Origin of the sequence: Geobacter sulfurreducens PCA (assembly GCF_000007985.2) — a bacterium.
GTDB lineage: Bacteria > Desulfobacterota > Desulfuromonadia > Geobacterales > Geobacteraceae > Geobacter > Geobacter sulfurreducens.
Genome location: NC_002939.5, coordinates 1,525,598 through 1,543,871, shown reverse-complemented (window position 1 = coordinate 1,543,871; position 18,274 = coordinate 1,525,598). Strand labels below are relative to the sequence as shown.

Sequence of the window (18,274 nt, the reverse complement as noted above, 5' to 3'; positions counted from 1 at the left end):
AGTGTTCTCCTTTGGGTATGCGTTAGCTTCTCTCTCTATTCAAACGCAACGGCATGATAGCCGAAGAGGTTCTTGACCTCCACCGTCAATTCGTCAGAGGGCGCAACCATGCAGGAATCGGGCAGGGCAATGGTGGCGCGGCACTGGTCCGGGATGTCGATGGTGAGGGTGGCCTTGCAGGTACCGGGATGGCGGAGCATGATCGCCTTGAGCTCCTCCAGGCGATAGCGGTCGAGGCCGTCCCCCTGCAGGGCGAAGATCACCCGTGAGGTCTGCCGCGCGGTCACGTCCCGGAGAAGAACCACGTCGCTGGCCATGATCTTGGCGCTCTTCTCCCCCTTATCGATGGTGCCGGTGACCAGCAGCGGATCGTCCGACTTGAGGTATTCCGACGCCTTGGCAAAGACCTCGGGGAAGACCACCACCTCCACGGAGCCCACCAGGTCCTCCAGGGTGGCAAAGGCCATCCGGTCCCCCTTCTTGGTCATGAGCTCCTTCATGGTGGCCACGATGCCGCAAATTTTGACCTCGCTCTTGTCGGCCCGCTCCTCCAGGGTGGCGGTGTCGGCGGTGGTGAAGCGCCGGATGTCCTTCTCGTGGCGGCCCAGGGGATGGCCGGTGATGAAAAAGCCGAGGGCCTCCTTTTCCTGGGCCAGCAGAAACTTGTCGTCCCATTCGGGCAGATCGGGGAGCTGCACCTTTCCCTTGCCGTTGCCGTTGGTCCGGACGATCTCCTCGGCACCGAAGAGCGACACCTGGGCGCTTTCCTTCTCCTGCTGGATCTTCTGGCCCAGGGACATGGCATCTTCAAGGGCCGCCGTGAGCTGGGAGCGCCGCCCGCCGGTCGAGTCGAAGGCGCCGCACTTGATCAGGGATTCCACCACCCGCTTGTTGACCTTGCGCAGGTCAACCCGCTCGCAGAACTCGAAAATATCCTTGAACGGGCCGTCGCCCCGGGCCTCGATGATGGCTTCGATGGCCGACTCGCCCACGTTCTTGACCGCGCCGAGACCGAAGCGGATGGAGTTGCCCAGGACCCGGAACGACAGATCCGAGGCATTGATGTCCGGTGGCAGCACCTCGATCCCCATCTCGCGGCAGTCGGCGATGTTCTTGACCACCTTGTCGGTGTTGGCCATGTCCTCGGTCAGGAGCGCGGCCATGAACTCAACCGGATAGTGGGCCTTGAGATAGGCGGTCTGGTAGGCCACCAGGGCATAGGCGGCCGAGTGGGACTTGTTGAACCCGTACTCGGCGAACTTGGCCATCAGGTCGAAGATGGCGCCGGCCTTCTGGAGATCGATGCCGTTGTTCTTGGCCCCTTCCAGGAAGATGTCCCGCTGCTTGGCCATCTCGGCCGGGTCCTTCTTGCCCATGGCCCGGCGCAGCAGGTCGGCGCCGCCCAGGGAGTAGCCGGCCAGGGAGCGGGCGATCTGCATGACCTGCTCCTGGTAGACGATGACCCCGTAGGTGTCCTTGAGGATCGGCTCCAGTTGCGGCAGATCGTAGACCACCTTCTTGCGGCCGTGCTTGCGGTCGATGAAGTCGTCCACCATGCCCGAGCCGAGGGGGCCGGGACGGTAGAGGGCGCAGACGGCGATGATGTCTTCGAAGCAGGAGGGCTTGAGCTTGCGGAGCAGTTCCCGCATCCCCGAGGATTCAAGCTGGAACACCCCGGTGGTGTTGCCGGCCTGGAGCAGCTTGTAGCTCTCCTCGTCGTCGTCCCGCAGGGCGGCGATGTCGAAGTCCGGCTTTTTGTCGGCCCGGATGTGCCGGACCGCGTTGAATATGACCGTCAGGTTCTTGAGCCCCAGGAAGTCGAACTTGACCAGCCCGATCTTCTCCACGTACTTCATGGAGTACTGGGTGGTGAGCGAGCCGCTCTTCTGGTCCTTGTAGACCGGGCAGAACTGCTCCAGCACATCGGGGGCCACCACCACGCCGGCCGCGTGGGTGGAGGCATGGCGGGCAAGCCCCTCCAGGCGCAGGGCCACCTCCAGCAGCTCCTTCACCCGCGGATCGGCCTCGGCCGCCTCGTTGAGCTTGGGCTCCTGCGCAATGGCCTTTTCCAGTGTAATGCCCAGGACCTCCGGCACCAGCTTGGCGATCCGGTCCACCTCGCCGTAGGTCATGTCCAGGGCCCGCCCCACGTCGCGGATGACGGCCCGGGCGGACATGGTCCCGAAGGTGATGATCTGGCAGACCTTGTCGCGACCGTACTTCTCGGTGACATACTGGATCACCTCCTCGCGCCGATCCTGGCAGAAGTCCACGTCGATATCGGGCATGGATATCCGCTCCGGGTTAAGGAAGCGCTCGAAGAGGAGGTTGTAGGGGATCGGGTCCAGGTCGGTGATCCGGATGGCGTAGGCCACCAGCGAGCCGGCCGCCGAGCCCCGGCCCGGGCCCACGGGAATGCCGTGGTCCTTGGCCCAGTTGATGAAATCGGCCACGATCAGGAAGTAGCCCGGGAACCCCATCTGCTTGATGCAGGCGAGCTCGATGGCGAGGCGGTCCCAGTAGGCCTGCTCCTGCTCGGCGGTCATGGACGAGTGCTTGGCCCGGATAGCGGTCAGGCGCGACTCCAGTCCCGTGCGGGCAGCCTCCTCCAGCATCTGATCAAGGCTCAGGCCGACGGGGGGCTCGAAGCGGGGGAAGTGATAGGTCTTGAAGTCAAAGGAAAGATCGCACCGCTCGGCGATCTTCACGGTGTTGGAGATCGCCTCGGGCGCATAGTGGAATGCGGCGGCCATCTCCTCGGGGGTCTTCACGTAAAACTCGTCAACGGAGAAGCGCATCCGCGACGGATCGTTCATGGTCTTGCCGGTCTGGATGCAGAGGAGCACCTCGTGGGCCCGGGCATCCTCCCGGTTGAGATAGTGGCAGTCGTTGGTGGCCACCAGCGGCAGACCCACTTCCCGCGCCACCTCCAGCAGCCCCCGGTTGGCCTTGTCCTGTTCAACGAGGCCGTTTTCCTGAAGCTCGATGTAGTAGCGGTCCGGGAAGAGATCGGCATACCAGCGGGCCACGTCCACCGCCTCGGCGACCCGGTCGCGCTCGCACAGATAGGCAACCTCCCCCTTGAGGCAGGCGGAAAGGCAGATGAGCCCCTCGGCGTTCTCGGCCAGGACCTCCTTGTCGATGCGCGGCTTGTAGTAGAACCCTTCCTTGAAGCCGATGGAGACCAGTTTGGACAGGTTCCGGTAGCCGGTCATGTTCTCGCACAGGAGCAGCAGGTGGTAGCCGGCGCCGGCCTCCCCTCCCCTGGCCTCCTTGACGAAACGGGAGCCCGGCGCGATATAGACCTCCGCGCCGATGACCGGCTTCACGTCCTTGTCCTTGCACTTAAGGTAGAATTCCATGGCCCCGAACATGGCGCCGTGGTCGGTGATGGCCACGGCGGGCATGTCGTGGGACTTAACCTTTTTCACCAGGTCGCCCAGGCGGATGGCGCCGTCGAGAAGGGAGTACTGGGTATGGAGATGGAGATGGACAAAGCTCATTGATATCCCTGTGGACAGGCCCTGCGGCAGTATGCGGAGCCCGGAAGCACATACAACGATGGGAGCCGCGGTACCCTGCAACTCCCATTTTTACTCCAGCTAAAAATGTTCCCAATTATGTCACGAAACGCCGGACCCTGTCAACACGCCGGGACTACCGGACCGCCGGCGCAGCAACGTGCGGGCGACCTGAATTTACCGGCAACAATCCCGTACCTTCCGCTGCAGCTTTCCCCTGCTTCCCGGGTGGAAATCGCCGACAATTGCTTTACACTTAGCGTAAACGAGCAGGGAGGTTGCGCCCAACCGACCCGGAGGAACGTTAGCTGATGAAGCCTGACACCACCTTCTACAAAGAACTGATCGACAATCTGTACGACGGCGTCTACTTCGTGGACCGGGACCGGCGCATCACCTACTGGAACCGGGGCGCCGAACGGCTCACCGGCTACGGGGCCGACAACGTGACGGGTTCCCGCTGCCGGGACAACATCCTCTGCCACACGAATAACGACGGGGTCAGCCTCTGCGAAAAACTCTGTCCCGTGGCCCATACTCTGGAAGACGGCATCCCCCGGGAAGCAGAGGTCTTTTTCCACCATCGGGCCGGACACCGGGTGCCGGTCAACGTGCGTGTCTCGCCTATCCGGAACGGAAGCGGTGAGATTGTCGGTGCCGTGGAAGTCTTCAGCGACAATTCCGCCCGGCTCTCGGACCTCCAGCGGATCGACGAGCTTCAGCAACTCGTCTTTCTGGACCCCCTCACCGGCGTGGCCAACCGGCGTTACATCCAGATGTACCTCCAGTCCAAATTCGACGAGATGTTCCGGTACGGCTGGCCCTTCGGGGTCATGCTCCTGGATCTGGACCACTTCAAGGAGATCAACGACAGTTTCGGGCACCAGATGGGAGACGACCTCCTCAAAATGGCGGCCAGAACCCTGCGCAATGCCGTGCGCTCCTACGATCTGATCGGCCGTTGGGGCGGCGAGGAATTCATCGCGATCATTACCAATGTGAGAGAGAAACGGCTGTGCGAGATGGCAGAGCGATTCCGCCGCCTGGTCGAGGAGTCGAGCATGACGGTCGGCGACAACATCGCACGGGTTACCGTCTCCATCGGCGCCACCCTGGCAACCTCGGACGACACCGTCGGGAGCCTGCTCAAGCGGACCGACGAACTCCTGTACCGGAGCAAGGGTGCCGGACGCAACTGCGTCACCTGCGCATAGACTATGAAAAAAATCATCAAGCAACGTTCCCGCAAGACAGGCCTTCCTCCCGGCAGTCTGGTCCACATCGGCGAGCAGACCGGCGAACCGGTCCGGATATCCCTTGTCGACTACGACGAAACGAGCATCAGCGAGCGGGAAACGGACGACATTGCCGAGTGTTTTCCCCATAGCGACCAGCCGGGGGTGCGGTGGCTCGACATGGAGGGTATCCACCGGCCCGAACTGCTCAAGACACTCGGCGAATGCTACGGTATCCACCCCCTCACCCTCGAAGACATCCTCAATACCGACCAGCGCCCCAAACTGGAGGACTTCGACGACTATCTCTTCGTGGTCCTGAAGATGCTCTCCCTCCAGCCGGATGGCTCGCTTACCGCGGAACAGGTCAGCTTCGTGCTCGGCCCCTCGTTTCTCATCTCCTTCCAGGAAGGATTCAAGGGAGACCTCTTCGACTCCATCCGCCGGCGCCTGAGGGAAAACCGGGGCAAGCTTCGCAAGAGCGGGTCCGACTTTCTGCTCTACTCACTCATGGACGCCATTGTGGACTACTACTTCGTGATCCTCGAAGATCTGGCCGAGCGGATCGAGGAACTGGAAGAAGAAGTCATCGCCGGCCCCAGCCGCAAGACGGTCGTGAAGATCCAGCACCTCAAGCGGGAAACCATCTTTCTGCGCAAATCCGTCTGGCCCCTGCGAGAGGTGCTGGGACGGCTGGAGCGGCGCGAATCGCCCCTGGTGCGCGGCGAAACCGTCATCTACCTGCGGGACGTCTACGACCACTGCATCCAGATCATCGAAACCGTGGAGACCTTCCGGGACCTCCTGTCGGAGATCCTCGACATCTACCTCTCCGCCATCGGCAACCGGACCAACGAAGTGATGAAGGTGCTCACCATCATCGCCACCATCTTCATGCCGCTCACCTTCATCGCCGGGGTCTATGGCATGAACTTCCGCTACATGCCCGAGCTCGAATGGCACTGGGGCTACCCGGCCGTTCTCCTGCTGATGCTCCTGGTAAGCCTGGGTATGGGAATATTCTTCCGGCGCAAGAGATGGCTGTAGCACAAGGCTAGTGAAACAATTTACCAACAAAAATTTGTTGGGCGCTTTGGACAAACCGCCGGCTGTCGGCTATGCTAATACCCAATCGTGCGTTCATCGCAACCAGCAAGTGATCCCTTTGACAAATTCGACCGGAGGTCATGACATCCGCATGCATACCCTCATAAGACCGATCCTTCGTTCCTTCCTGGCCATTGCCGCCTGCCTTGCCCTTGCAAGTCATGCCACCGCAGCATCCCGTTCATACCAGCGCTCCGTAGAGAGCTACAGCATGCCCGACGTGACCCTCATCAACCAGGACGGGAAAAAGGTCCGGTTCAAGGAGCTCGTCGAATCAAACCAGCCCGTGGTGGTTGACTTCATCTTCGGCACCTGCACCACCATCTGCCCGGTCCTGTCCGCCACCTACACCAATCTCCAGACCAAGCTGGGCCCTGACTTGAAGAAAATCCACCTGGTGTCCGTCTCCATCGACCCCGAAAACGACACCCCCCAGGTCATGCGCGACTACCTCGCGCGCTACCGCGCCAAGCCGGGGTGGGATTTTCTGTCGGGCTCACGCAAGGACATCGACCGGGTCATGAACGCCTTCAATTCCTACTTTCGGAACAAAATGGACCACAAGCCCCTGACCTTCATCCGTTCGCCGGTCGACGGCAAATGGACAAGGATCTATGGCCTCATCAGCAACGTAGAATTGATGAATGAACTTACCAAAGCGGGGTTGAAATGATCTGCGTGACCGGTAAACGTCTTGCTCTTTCCGCTGTTGCCATGCTGCTCATGCTGCTGTGCTCCGCCGCGACAGGCCGCGCCGCAGCGCCGACCGCCGCGCTGTCTCCCGAAGAGATGCGCCAGGGCGAACGGATGTACCGGGAGGGGGTTCTCCCCTCGGGTGCCCCCATGAAGGCGTTCGTGAGCGGAGACGTGCCGGTGGACGGCACGGCATTCACCTGCGTAAGCTGCCACCTGCACAGCGGCCTCGGCTCCTTCGAAGGAGAGGTGGTCACCCCCCCCACCAACGGCCGGGTGCTCTACCAGGAGCGCAAGCCGTTCATTCCCGGTTCGGAATTCATCCCCTCCGTCTCCAACTACGCCAAGAACCTGCCGGTCAGGCCGGCCTACACCGACGAAACGCTGGCAAGCCTGATCGCCACGGGGATCGACCCCACCGGCCGCTCGGTACTCTACGTGATGCCCCGCTACGAACTCGGCGACCGGGACATGGCAATCCTCATCGCCTACCTGAAGGCGCTCTCCGACAAACCGTCACCGGGCGTCGGCACATCTGAGATCAAGTTCGCCACGGTGATCGTGGAGGGAACCAACCCTCTTGCGGTAGAATCCATGCTGACCCCCATCCAGTTCAGCGTAGACCGGAAAAACAGTCTCACCCTTGCGGCCAAGAAGAATTCCCGGGTGGCGCGCATGGCGTACAACATGCTCGGCGACCTCCACAGTATGAGCTTCACCCTGTCCCGCTGGACCCTGAAAGGTCCGCCCGAAACCTGGCGGGCCCAGCTTGACCAATACTACCGCAACGAACCGGTCTTCGCCCTGCTTGGCGGAATCTCCGAGGGAGAGTGGGAACCGGTGCACCGGTTCTGCGAGGAGAACCGCATCCCCAACCTTTTCCCCGTGGTCGATTACCCGGTCATCTCCGACACCGACTGGTACACACTCTATTTTTCGCGCGGCGTCAGGCAGGAAGGGGAAGCCGCCGCCCGGTACCTCAACGGCATGGCGGGCCTCTTCGGCAACCGCCCCGTGGTTCAGGTGATCAGGGATAGCCGCAAGGGCGAGGCCCTGGCCGATGGATTCCGCACCATCTGGCAGCAGCGTGGGCACGCCGCCCCCCTCGACATCCGCCTGACCAAGGGGGAACGCCTCACGGACAAGCTGATCAGGGAGATCCTCGACACCCGCCGGCCAGCGGCATTGCTGGTCTGGGACGACGATTCGGCCCTGCCCGCCCTGACCGGAGCCGCAGCCGGCAAGGAAGAACAACCGACGGTCCTCCTGGCCTCCGGCACCTATCTGGGCAAAGCGCTCTGGAGCATTCCCGAGCCGCTGCGTGACCGCCTCTACCTGACCTACCCCTACCGGCTGCCCCAGGAAGACGTCCGTTTCGACATTGCCGTGAAAAAAGTTCTGCCCGGCAAAGACATCCAGTCCTTTGACCAGAAGATCATCCGGGAGTCGTTCATCACCGGCGAGGTCCTGGGCAAGGCACTGATGGAAATGCGGGCGGAATACTACCGGGACTTCCTGCTGGACAGCATCGGCATGATGACCGACATGTACTACCCCCTCTACGAGCGGGTCAGCTTCGGTCCGGGCCAGCGCTATGCATCCAAGGGGTGCTATATCGTGCAGCTCGGCAAAGGAGAATCGCCCAAGCTCGAACGGCGCAGCGAATGGGTCATTCCGTGACCCGAAGGGAGAATGCCATGTTGAAACAACTGCTTGCCCCCCTGCTCCTCCTGACTCTCGCGCTCCCTCCCTGCGTCCACTGCCAGGAACACGAAGGAGAACGGGTTTTCATCGTCAAGGACTACCGCTATCAGCCCGCGGAAGGCTCACAGGCCGACCCGCAGATGGGGCAGGATCTGTGCGGGACCCGCTGCAACGCCCTGTCGTTCGACTATCTGAACGTGATAGAGCCGGGCGGCTGGAGGATGATCAAGGTCGCCGACCACAGCGAAATCACCGTTGGCCTGGACAATCCCTTTCTGGGCGGCGCGTGCGTCTGCATCGGCGATGAATATATCGTAAAGATCGATGATCTCAATAGGGTCAGATAGGGCGAAAGGGACGGAAGTCCCCATCTGAGGATACCACCAGCACTCTTGCCGGCGCGCCCCTGCCCCGCCGCCTAACGTATTAACAACAAATAATTTCTAAAAATACCTGCCGCCTGTTTACACCATATATACAGAGCAGTATACTCATCGATACACAAACTGAACACTCAGTCAAGCCGATCTGTTCAACCTGTGCTTGTAAGCCGATTTGATGACCCTGCATCCGCATTGAGTATCAACTTTCGGAAAAGGAGAATAGGCCATGAAAAGACTGATGGGAGCAGTAACCGGATTACTGATTTCCGGCATTCTGGTCGCGTCGGGCATGGGGGCGGAGCCCTCCAAGGCGCCCCGGCAAAAGCGCCAGAAGGGTGAACCAGCTGCGCGTTATGACGTAAATGCCGCTGGCAGCAAGGTGCCCCAGGCCCAGAGAAACGTGGTTAAAAAACGTGAAGATGCGAAGAAGCGGCGCGATGAACTGCGCAAGGTGCGTGACGCAAACGTGCGTGCGGCGGACTGACAACCGTGGGCCGGCCGCACTAATGAGTAGCCTGAAGCCAGCAACACCCGGTTCCGACGGGTTATAGCCAGCACAAAGGAGACATTTGATCATGACTTCCGCACGCATGTTATTGGCCACGGCCATAGCGATTCTCACTCTCGGGTCCGGTACCGGCACCGCGCTGGCGTTCCTCAAGCCGGACAAGACCCCCATCGGTCCCGGCGATACGCCGGACTACCTGACCACCCCCAACTGGGCGAACAGCCCGCCCATGCGGAAATTCGTCGACACCCTGCCGGGACTCGGCAGCGGCAACGCCAACAACCTAGGGCAGTTTCTGTCCGTGGCCGTACCCGACATCACCACCTACCCCGGCTCCGATTATTACGAAATCGAACTGCGGCAATACTCGGAGCAGATGCATTCCGACCTGCCGCCGACCACCCTGCGGGGCTACGTCCAGGTGAACAACGGCACTGACACGACCTCGTGTACCGATCCGTCGCTGAACCTGGCCACCCCCTGTACGACAGCCAACAACACCGTGGCTCCGGCACCCGGCCCCCGTCACCTGGGCCCCATTATCGTTGCCCAGAAGGACCGGCCCGTACGGGTAAAGTTCATCAACAAGCTCCCCACCGGCGCCGGCGGCAACCTTTTCATCCCCGTCGACCAGACGGTCATGGGCTCGGGTCCCTTCCAGATCGACTACGATCCGGTCACGAAGCAGGCAACGGCCCTCAAGTCGGGCACCTTCACCCAGAACCGGGCCGAACTGCACCTGCACGGCGGCCGCACCCCCTGGATCAGTGACGGCACCCCTCACCAGTGGATCACCCCCGCCGGCGAGATGACCGACTACCCCACGGGGGTCAGCGTGGAAAACGTACCGGACATGCCCGACCCGGGTCCCGGCGCCCAGACCTACTACTGGACCAACCAGCAGAGCTCCCGCATGCTGTTTTACCATGACCACGCCTGGGGCATCACCCGCCTCAACGTCTACGTGGGCGAGGCGGCCGGCTACCTGATCAGGGACGCTGTGGAGCAGGAACTGATCACCGCCGGAACCATCCCTTCCGCGGAGCTTCCGCTGGTCATTGAAGACAAGACCTTCGTTGACCCGGCCACCATCGTCGCCACCGACCCTACCTGGGCCTGGGGTAGCCAGCCCTGGACGGGAACCGGTCCCATGACGCCGGTCAAGGGCGATCTCTGGTGGCCCCACGTCTACATGCCGGCCCAGAACCCCTTCGACATCACCGGCATCGCCCCCATGGGACGCTGGGCCTACGGACCTTACTTCTGGCCCGCCACCAACAACCCGTTCCAGCCGATCCCCAACCCCTACTACAGTGCTGCGTGCGATCCGGCGGGCGACCCCGCCACCACGCCTGGCTTGCTGGGCGGCCCTTACGGCCAGTTCTGCCAGCCCCCCGAGATTCCGAGCACCCCCAACCCTTCATGGGGAGCTGAAGCGTTCATGGATACCCCCCTCGTCAACGGCACCGCCTATCCGGTCGTCGACGTGGATCCCAAGCCCTACCGGCTCCGCGTCCTCAACGCGAACCATGACCGGTTCGTCAACCTGCAGCTCTACAAGGCCGATCCGACGGTGGATCCCAACGCCACGCCGGGCTCCGACGCCAAGTGTCTGGCGCTCGGCGGTTGTGCCACCGAGACAGAAGTGAAAATGCTTCCGGCCCTGGACTACTCGACGGATCCGACCTGGCCCGCCACGTGGCCTGCCGACGGCCGTCCCGGCGGCATCCCCGACTGGACCACCCGGGGTCCCGACTGGGTCATGATCGGCACCGAGGGCGGCTTCCTGCCCAAGCCCGTGGTCATTCCCAGCCACCCGGTCACCTGGAACAACGACGTAACCACCTTCAACGCCGGTAACGTCAACGGCGGCTCGCTCATACTTGGCCCCGCCGAACGGGCCGACGTGATCGTCGACTTCTCCCAGTACGCCGGACAGACCCTGATCCTCTACAATGACGCGCCTGCCCCCTGGCCCGCAATTGATCCGCACTACGACTACTACACCGGCGCACCGGACAACCGCGCCATGGGCGGCGCCGACACCACGCTGGCCGGCTTCGGCCCCAACACCCGCACCATCATGAAAATTCGCGTCGCAGCCGGCGCCGGTGCTCCTTTCAACCTCGCCGCGCTGCAGGCCGCCTTCACCTCGGGCAGCAACTCCGGAGGCCAGCCCAGCGTCTTCCAGCGCTCACAGGACCCGATCATCGTGGGTCAGGGCAACATGAACCCCGCCGGCGACCCTGCTGTCTTCAGCGCCTTCCTGTTCCCCGAAACCTATGATGCCTACAACAAGGCCTACGACCGGGTGTTCCCCACCTCGTGGCCCAACTGGGGCGTCTCCCGCATCAACGACAAGGTCCTCAACTTCATCGGCAGCGACGGATCAACCACCTACCAGTACAACCCTGCCGACACCACGCCCCTGCCCTGGGATCCCACCAAGACCACCAAAGGCGGCATGCCCATGAAGTTCAAGGCGATCCAGGACGAGCAGGGCGAAACCTTCGACGACTACGGCCGCATGCGCGCCGCCCTCGGCCTCGAACTGATCACCCCCGGCGCCGGCCGCGTCAACTTCATCGTCCAGACCTACAGCGACCCGGCAACGGAAGTGCTCCAGGAAGACGGCATCCAGATCTGGAAAATCACCCACAACGGCGTGGACACGCACCCGGTCCACTTCCACCTCTTCGACGTCCAGGTGCTCAACCGGGTCGGCTGGGACGGCTTCATCCGCCTGCCCGACCCCACCGAACTGGGCTGGAAGGATACCGTCCGGATCAGTCCGCTCGAGGACACCATCGTCGCCATGAAGCCGGTTAAGCCCAAGATGCCGTTCGGCGTGCCCAACAGCTTCCGTCCCCTGAACCCGGCAACCCCCCTCGGCGACACCACCGAGCTCTCCATGGTCGACCCGACAACCGGTCAGGCATGGGCAACGCCCAACATCAACCGATTCATGAACTTCGACTGGGAATACGTCTGGCACTGCCACATCCTGAGCCATGAAGAAAACGACATGATGCGGCCCATGCAGTTCATTCCCGTCACCAACCTGCCGGACGCGCCGACCCTGAACACGGCCATCGTCACCGTCAACAGCGTGGTGCTCAACTGGACCGATTCTACGCCGCCGAGCGCGCCCACGACTCTGGGCAACCCGAAAAACGAAATCGGCTTCCGGGTCGAGCGCTGCGCCGGCAGCAGCTGCACCGACTTCGCCCCCATCGGGACGGCTCTGGCGAACGCCACCAGCTATACCGACCTGGCGGTCAACTCGACGACCACCTACCGGTATCGGGTAGTCGCCTACAACGCCCTCGGCGATTCGCCGGTGTCCAACGTCCTTTCCGCCGACACGGCCGTCATCTCCAGACCGATAATCACGGTTTCCCCGCTGACGGCAAACTTCGGTAACGTAACCGTCGGCTTCACCTCGAGCCCGACTAACATCACCGTAACCAACACCGGACAACTGCCCCTTGATGTAACCGCGTTCACCCCATCGGGCGGCAATGCGGCCATGTTCACGATCCAGAACGGTTCCTGCGGCACCCTGCCGGTGACGATCGCCCCGGCCGCCAACTGCACCTTCTCCGTCACGTTCGCTCCCACGACAGCAGGGATTGTGACGGCTAACCTGCAGATCACTTCCAATGACGCCGCCTCTCCCGTGCCGAACATCAGCCTGAGTGGTACAGGCATCTCGCCCACCACCAACCCGGTCCGGATCAACACTACCTACTATCCGAGCCTGGCGGCCGCATTCACTGCAGCGGCTTCAGGCAACACCATCCAGGCCTTTGGGGTTCTGTTCGTCGAACCTGCAGTCAACCTGAACACCACCGGCACCGTCACGTTCCGCGGCGGTTACGACGCGCTCTTCGGCACCAGCACCGGCATGACGACCCTGCAGGGGGTCTTCACCATCACCAACGGCGCGCTCGTGGTCAACAACCTGACGATCCAGTAAGAAGTTGCGGCCCGTCCGCATGCGTGCGGACTTGAACGACAAGAAGACGGCTCCCGATGATGGGGGCCGTCTTCTTTTTTCCAAAGAGCACCACCGTAACTACACGTTGCAGAAATGGATGAAGCCATTAGGAGCAGACACGCATCGTCCGGCTCCAGGCCATCCCGTCCCGTGAACACAAGCCCTTGCACTCCGAAAGGGCGGTTCATCCCCGCGCAGGCGGGGAACACCGCAAATCCGGACACGGCAAGGCAATGCTGGACGGTTCATCCCCGCATGTGCGGGGAACACTACCAACACATCTACCGCACCGGCGGAATTGTCGGTTCATCCCCGCATGTGCGGGGAACACTGATGGCGCTCGATGGCGGCAATTCGTTGGAGCGGTTCATCCCCGCATGTGCGGGGAACACGACGAGCAACTTCTCCTGACTGCGCTCGTCCACGGTTCATCCCCGCATGTGCGGGGAACACTCTCGGAGCGCGTCGCCGAAAAGCCATTCTACCGGTTCATCCCCGCATGTGCGGGGAACACCGGATCTGGTCCACGTTGCCGAACTGGAGCGGCGGTTCATCCCCGCATGTGCGGGGAACACGGGAGAGCCCGGAGTCCACCAGTAGGTCTACCGCGGTTCATCCCCGCATGTGCGGGGAACACACCGATGATCTTCGCCGCGTGGTCATAGGCGTCGGTTCATCCCCGCATGTGCGGGGAACACCTTATGGCGACATCCTCAACCGAGTGCACGTGCGGTTCATCCCCGCATGTGCGGGGAACACCTTTATCAAGGCCATGAAAACCGATGTAAAGGCGGTTCATCCCCGCATGTGCGGGGAACACGTTCTAGTGCGCGGTCGCAGCATGGAGCCCACCGGTTCATCCCCGCATGTGCGGGGAACACTGCCCCGTCTAATATATTCATGGTTCTGGCTCCGGTTCATCCCCGCATGTGCGGGGAACACTGTTTCCGGTTCTGCGCCGCGAAGCGTGACAACGGTTCATCCCCGCATGTGCGGGGAACACTTCTTTTCGCCCCGGTACTGGCCGTAGAAACCCGGTTCATCCCCGCATGTGCGGGGAACACGGCAGCACTGCCGCTGGGGCCACTGGAATCACCGGTTCATCCCCGCGCATGCGGGGAACACAATGCCTTCCGATACCGAAACGCTTCCGTCAACGGTTCATCCCCGCGCATGCGGGGAACACTCCACCACCTGACCCTCAAACTGTTTGCGCAGCGGTTCATCCCCGCGCATGCGGGGAACACGCAGTTTCCAGGGTCAGGCGCTTGATATCCACCGGTTCATCCCCGCGCATGCGGGGAACACCTGCGCCTCGTAGTTGTCCTTGGCGGTTTTGGCGGTTCATCCCCGCGCATGCGGGGAACACACCCGTAAGCAAATTGCCCCCTTCGGCATCCGCGGTTCATCCCCGCGCATGCGGGGAACACGACGTTAACCACTGGCGCAACGCTTTGAACATCGGTTCATCCCCGCGCATGCGGGGAACACCGTATGGACCACATTAGTGAGCCATTGCGTAGCGGTTCATCCCCGCGCATGCGGGGAACACCTATGGCGGAATGTATGGCAGCCGGCCTTCTTCGGTTCATCCCCGCGCATGCGGGGAACACGTGTTACACACCAGTTGAATCGTGCTGTTTCCCGGTTCATCCCCGCGCATGCGGGGAACACGTTATTGACGAGATATCGGTGAGTATCGACTGCGGTTCATCCCCGCGCATGCGGGGAACACTTCGAGCAGGAAAGCTGGACCCTCAAGACCGGCGGTTCATCCCCGCGCATGCGGGGAACACCGCAGAGAGAACCAACACGGAAGTAAGTACACCGGTTCATCCCCGCGCATGCGGGGAACACTGGCAAGTACACGACCCCAGCATAGTTGTCGCCGGTTCATCCCCGCGCATGCGGGGAACACACCACCATCGTGACTGTGGGGACGGGTTTACCCGGTTCATCCCCGCGCATGCGGGGAACACCAGGTAGTTCTTGCCGATCTCCCAGGCTCCGGCGGTTCATCCCCGCGCATGCGGGGAACACGGAGTGGGCCGCGTTGATGCTCTGTTTGAGGTCGGTTCATCCCCGCGCATGCGGGGAACACAGCAGGGATATTGTCCCCAGCTTCAAAGAAGCCGGTTCATCCCCGCGCATGCGGGGAACACTAGCGACTCCGTCCGGTGAGGGGCTGCAACTCCGGTTCATCCCCGCGCATGCGGGGAACACCCAAGCTCCAAATGGCTGACCCTCTGGACAACCGGTTCATCCCCGCGCATGCGGGGAACACATTGCAATGATCCCAGCGATAAAAAGTAGCGTCGGTTCATCCCCGCGCATGCGGGGAACACCTTTGCCAACTTGGTGAGGATAGTCGCAATTTCGGTTCATCCCCGCGCATGCGGGGAACACTAAACCAGCATCCGCAAAACCCGCCGAAGCTCCGGTTCATCCCCGCGCATGCGGGGAACACATATGGGCGCCCTGCGCGAAGAGTCCCAGCACCGGTTCATCCCCGCGCATGCGGGGAACACGCGGAACCGGCTATACTGCCGGTGGGGCCACTCGGTTCATCCCCGCGCATGCGGGGAACACTAGGTAGCGGGTTGCGTCCATCAGGTGATCCCCGGTTCATCCCCGCGCATGCGGGGAACACCCTTCCAGGATTCGTCTGTGCAGCCTCGCAGCCGGTTCATCCCCGCGCATGCGGGGAACACCTATCTCACCAATGAAAAAATGAACCGGATAGCGGTTCATCCCCGCGCATGCGGGGAACACCCGCTGGCGGCCACGGTGTAGGTGTAGTTGATCGGTTCATCCCCGCGCATGCGGGGAACACGATGTCGGACATAATGTCTTTTGTTTTGGTATCGGTTCATCCCCGCGCATGCGGGGAACACAAACCTCCTGAGCCAATGGCAGACGTTACAGTCGGTTCATCCCCGCGCATGCGGGGAACACTGCTCAAAATCGTAGGAAGCCACACCCAACCTCGGTTCATCCCCGCGCATGCGGGGAACACGCCTCAATCTTACCTTCGGAAGCATCCCTCATCGGTTCATCCCCGCGCATGCGGGGAACACTGTCGGAGACCCTGCGCCAGGGTGAGCCAGCGCGGTTCATCCCCGCGCATGCGGGGAACACTTGAATCGTGCTGTTGCCCTTTAGTGAGGGTACGGTTCATCCCCGCGCATGCGGGGAACACTGTCGGCGCAGGGACGGCACGTATCGGCAAACCGGTTCATCCCCGCGCATGCGGGGAACACGCGGTCGAGCATCAGGACCCAGATGGCAACGCCGGTTCATCCCCGCGCATGCGGGGAACACGGCTCATCCCGATTCTGAAGCGGTCGCTCAAGCGGTTCATCCCCGCGCATGCGGGGAACACGCCCGCCAAAAGCACTGACGGCTTGTTTGGCACCGGTTCATCCCCGCGCATGCGGGGAACACGCATCCCAGTACCGGGAGGACATCTACCCGCTCGGTTCATCCCCGCGCATGCGGGGAACACTGCGCCTCGTCGATGAGTACCCAGTCGTACTCCGGTTCATCCCCGCGCATGCGGGGAACACGACCGGCGATAGTATTTTTCGACGCCATCCTGCGGTTCATCCCCGCGCATGCGGGGAACACGCCTGGTTCACGGAGTCGGGCTCTTTTCCGTGCGGTTCATCCCCGCGCATGCGGGGAACACATTTTGCCGAAACTCGGCGGTCGGCGTAACGGCGGTTCATCCCCGCGCATGCGGGGAACACGTACGGCATGGAGGGCCGAGGACATTCGTGCGCGGTTCATCCCCGCGCATGCGGGGAACACCGGTGTACTCGATAGTGATCCGGGCATGGTTACGGTTCATCCCCGCGCATGCGGGGAACACATGGCACCATCACCGACGAGCAGATCCTCGATCGGTTCATCCCCGCGCATGCGGGGAACACACGATGATGGTGTTTCCGGCCATAGGGAATACCGGTTCATCCCCGCGCATGCGGGGAACACTCGCCAACGGTGGTAATGTCGCTGATTTTGTCCGGTTCATCCCCGCGCATGCGGGGAACACGCCTTGCGGGTTCTTGAATTCAGCACACATCTGGGTTCATCCCCGCGCATGCGGGGAACACAAGGAGAGAAATGTTCATTGCTGCATACTCACCGGTTCATCCCCGCGCATGCGGGGAACACTATTTCACCCTCTGTCGGTTCGCAACGATAAACGGTTCATCCCCGCGCATGCGGGGAACACGAGTAGTCACCGAAGGAGAAGGGGCCGCACATCGGTTCATCCCCGCGCATGCGGGGAACACGGCCGTGAAGGAGTCGACCGCCTCCAGGCCGCCGGTTCATCCCCGCGCATGCGGGGAACACGCTGGCGATAGCGGCTGGAGAACAGAAATGACCGGTTCATCCCCGCGCATGCGGGGAACACCAGGGTTCGATTGCCGGGTTTTCAGCCCTCATCGGTTCATCCCCGCGCATGCGGGGAACACTCCTCGTTCCAGCAACGAACCTCAAAGCGATTCGGTTCATCCCCGCGCATGCGGGGAACACACCCATTGTTCAATTCTCCCTTCTTCATTATACGGTTCATCCCCGCGCATGCGGGGAACACCCCTGACGAGGGGAAGGCCTCATTTGATACCGCGGTTCATCCCCGCGCATGCGGGGAACACGACTCACAGGCGTTCCACTTAGTTCCCCATATCGGTTCATCCCCGCGCATGCGGGGAACACCACTTGCGGAGTTTCTCTTCGTCGTGCTCGGCTGGTTCATCCCCGCGCATGCGGGGAACACAGGTCTCAATTGATGGTGGGGCGTACATCACCCGGTTCATCCCCGCGCATGCGGGGAACACGGCGTCGAGTTCGGCTTCGACTATTACAAAGGCGGTTCATCCCCGCGCATGCGGGGAACACATAGCTAAAGCGGTAATTGCGGACGGTGCATTCGGTTCATCCCCGCGCATGCGGGGAACACCTAAAAAAGTCTCGGAAATTACGGGGTGGACACGGTTCATCCCCGCGCATGCGGGGAACACAGGACAACGGCGCCCCCCTCGGTGATATCCAGCGGTTCATCCCCGCGCATGCGGGGAACACCCGGCCGCCTCTTTGAGCATGGCGCTGACGAG

The 18,274-nt window shown here is 62.0% G+C and carries 8 protein-coding genes and 1 CRISPR repeat array (1 of these 9 only partly in view); of the genes, 7 read left to right on the top strand and 1 reads right to left on the bottom strand.

Going from position 1 to position 18,274, the window contains the following annotated elements:
- Window positions 1-35: 35 nt before the first annotated feature.
- A complete protein-coding gene (gene dnaE, locus GS_RS06970; RefSeq protein ID WP_010942050.1) occupies window positions 36-3,503 on the bottom strand; it encodes a DNA polymerase III subunit alpha in 3,468 nt (1,155 codons plus the stop codon).
- A 329-nt stretch (window positions 3,504-3,832) separates the two neighbouring features.
- On the opposite strand from dnaE, the gene GS_RS06965 reads away from it, so the two are divergent.
- From GS_RS06965 to GS_RS06935, 7 genes are all read left to right on the top strand, one after another.
- A complete protein-coding gene (locus tag GS_RS06965; protein ID WP_010942049.1) occupies window positions 3,833-4,735 on the top strand; it encodes a sensor domain-containing diguanylate cyclase in 903 nt (300 codons plus the stop codon).
- A gap of 3 nt (window positions 4,736-4,738) precedes the next feature.
- Window positions 4,739-5,803, top strand: a complete 1,065-nt coding sequence (corA, locus tag GS_RS06960) for a magnesium/cobalt transporter CorA (RefSeq protein WP_010942048.1) — start codon at window positions 4,739-4,741, stop codon at window positions 5,801-5,803.
- A 151-nt stretch (window positions 5,804-5,954) separates the two neighbouring features.
- Complete coding sequence (locus tag GS_RS06955) at window positions 5,955-6,536, top strand: SCO family protein (RefSeq protein WP_010942047.1); 582 nt, start codon at window positions 5,955-5,957, stop codon at window positions 6,534-6,536.
- The gene (locus GS_RS06950; protein ID WP_010942046.1) at window positions 6,533-8,236 is read left to right on the top strand and encodes an ABC transporter substrate-binding protein; all 1,704 of its coding nucleotides are present in this window, start codon (window positions 6,533-6,535) and stop codon (window positions 8,234-8,236) included. The genes GS_RS06955 and GS_RS06950 overlap by 4 nt, the downstream gene beginning before the upstream one ends.
- A gap of 17 nt (window positions 8,237-8,253) precedes the next feature.
- Window positions 8,254-8,607, top strand: a complete 354-nt coding sequence (locus tag GS_RS06945; RefSeq protein WP_010942045.1) for a hypothetical protein — start codon at window positions 8,254-8,256, stop codon at window positions 8,605-8,607.
- A 262-nt stretch (window positions 8,608-8,869) separates the two neighbouring features.
- Window positions 8,870-9,127 (top strand): hypothetical protein, encoded by a 258-nt coding sequence (locus tag GS_RS06940; RefSeq protein ID WP_010942044.1) that lies wholly within the window; start codon window positions 8,870-8,872, stop codon window positions 9,125-9,127.
- Between the two features lie 91 nt (window positions 9,128-9,218).
- Window positions 9,219-13,130: a choice-of-anchor D domain-containing protein gene (locus GS_RS06935; protein WP_010942043.1), complete on the top strand. Its 3,912-nt coding sequence runs from the start codon at window positions 9,219-9,221 to the stop codon at window positions 13,128-13,130.
- Between the two features lie 201 nt (window positions 13,131-13,331).
- Window positions 13,332-18,274: direct repeats of the CRISPR family, unit length 29 nt; unit sequence CGGTTCATCCCCGCGCATGCGGGGAACAC (it continues 3,751 nt past the right edge of the window).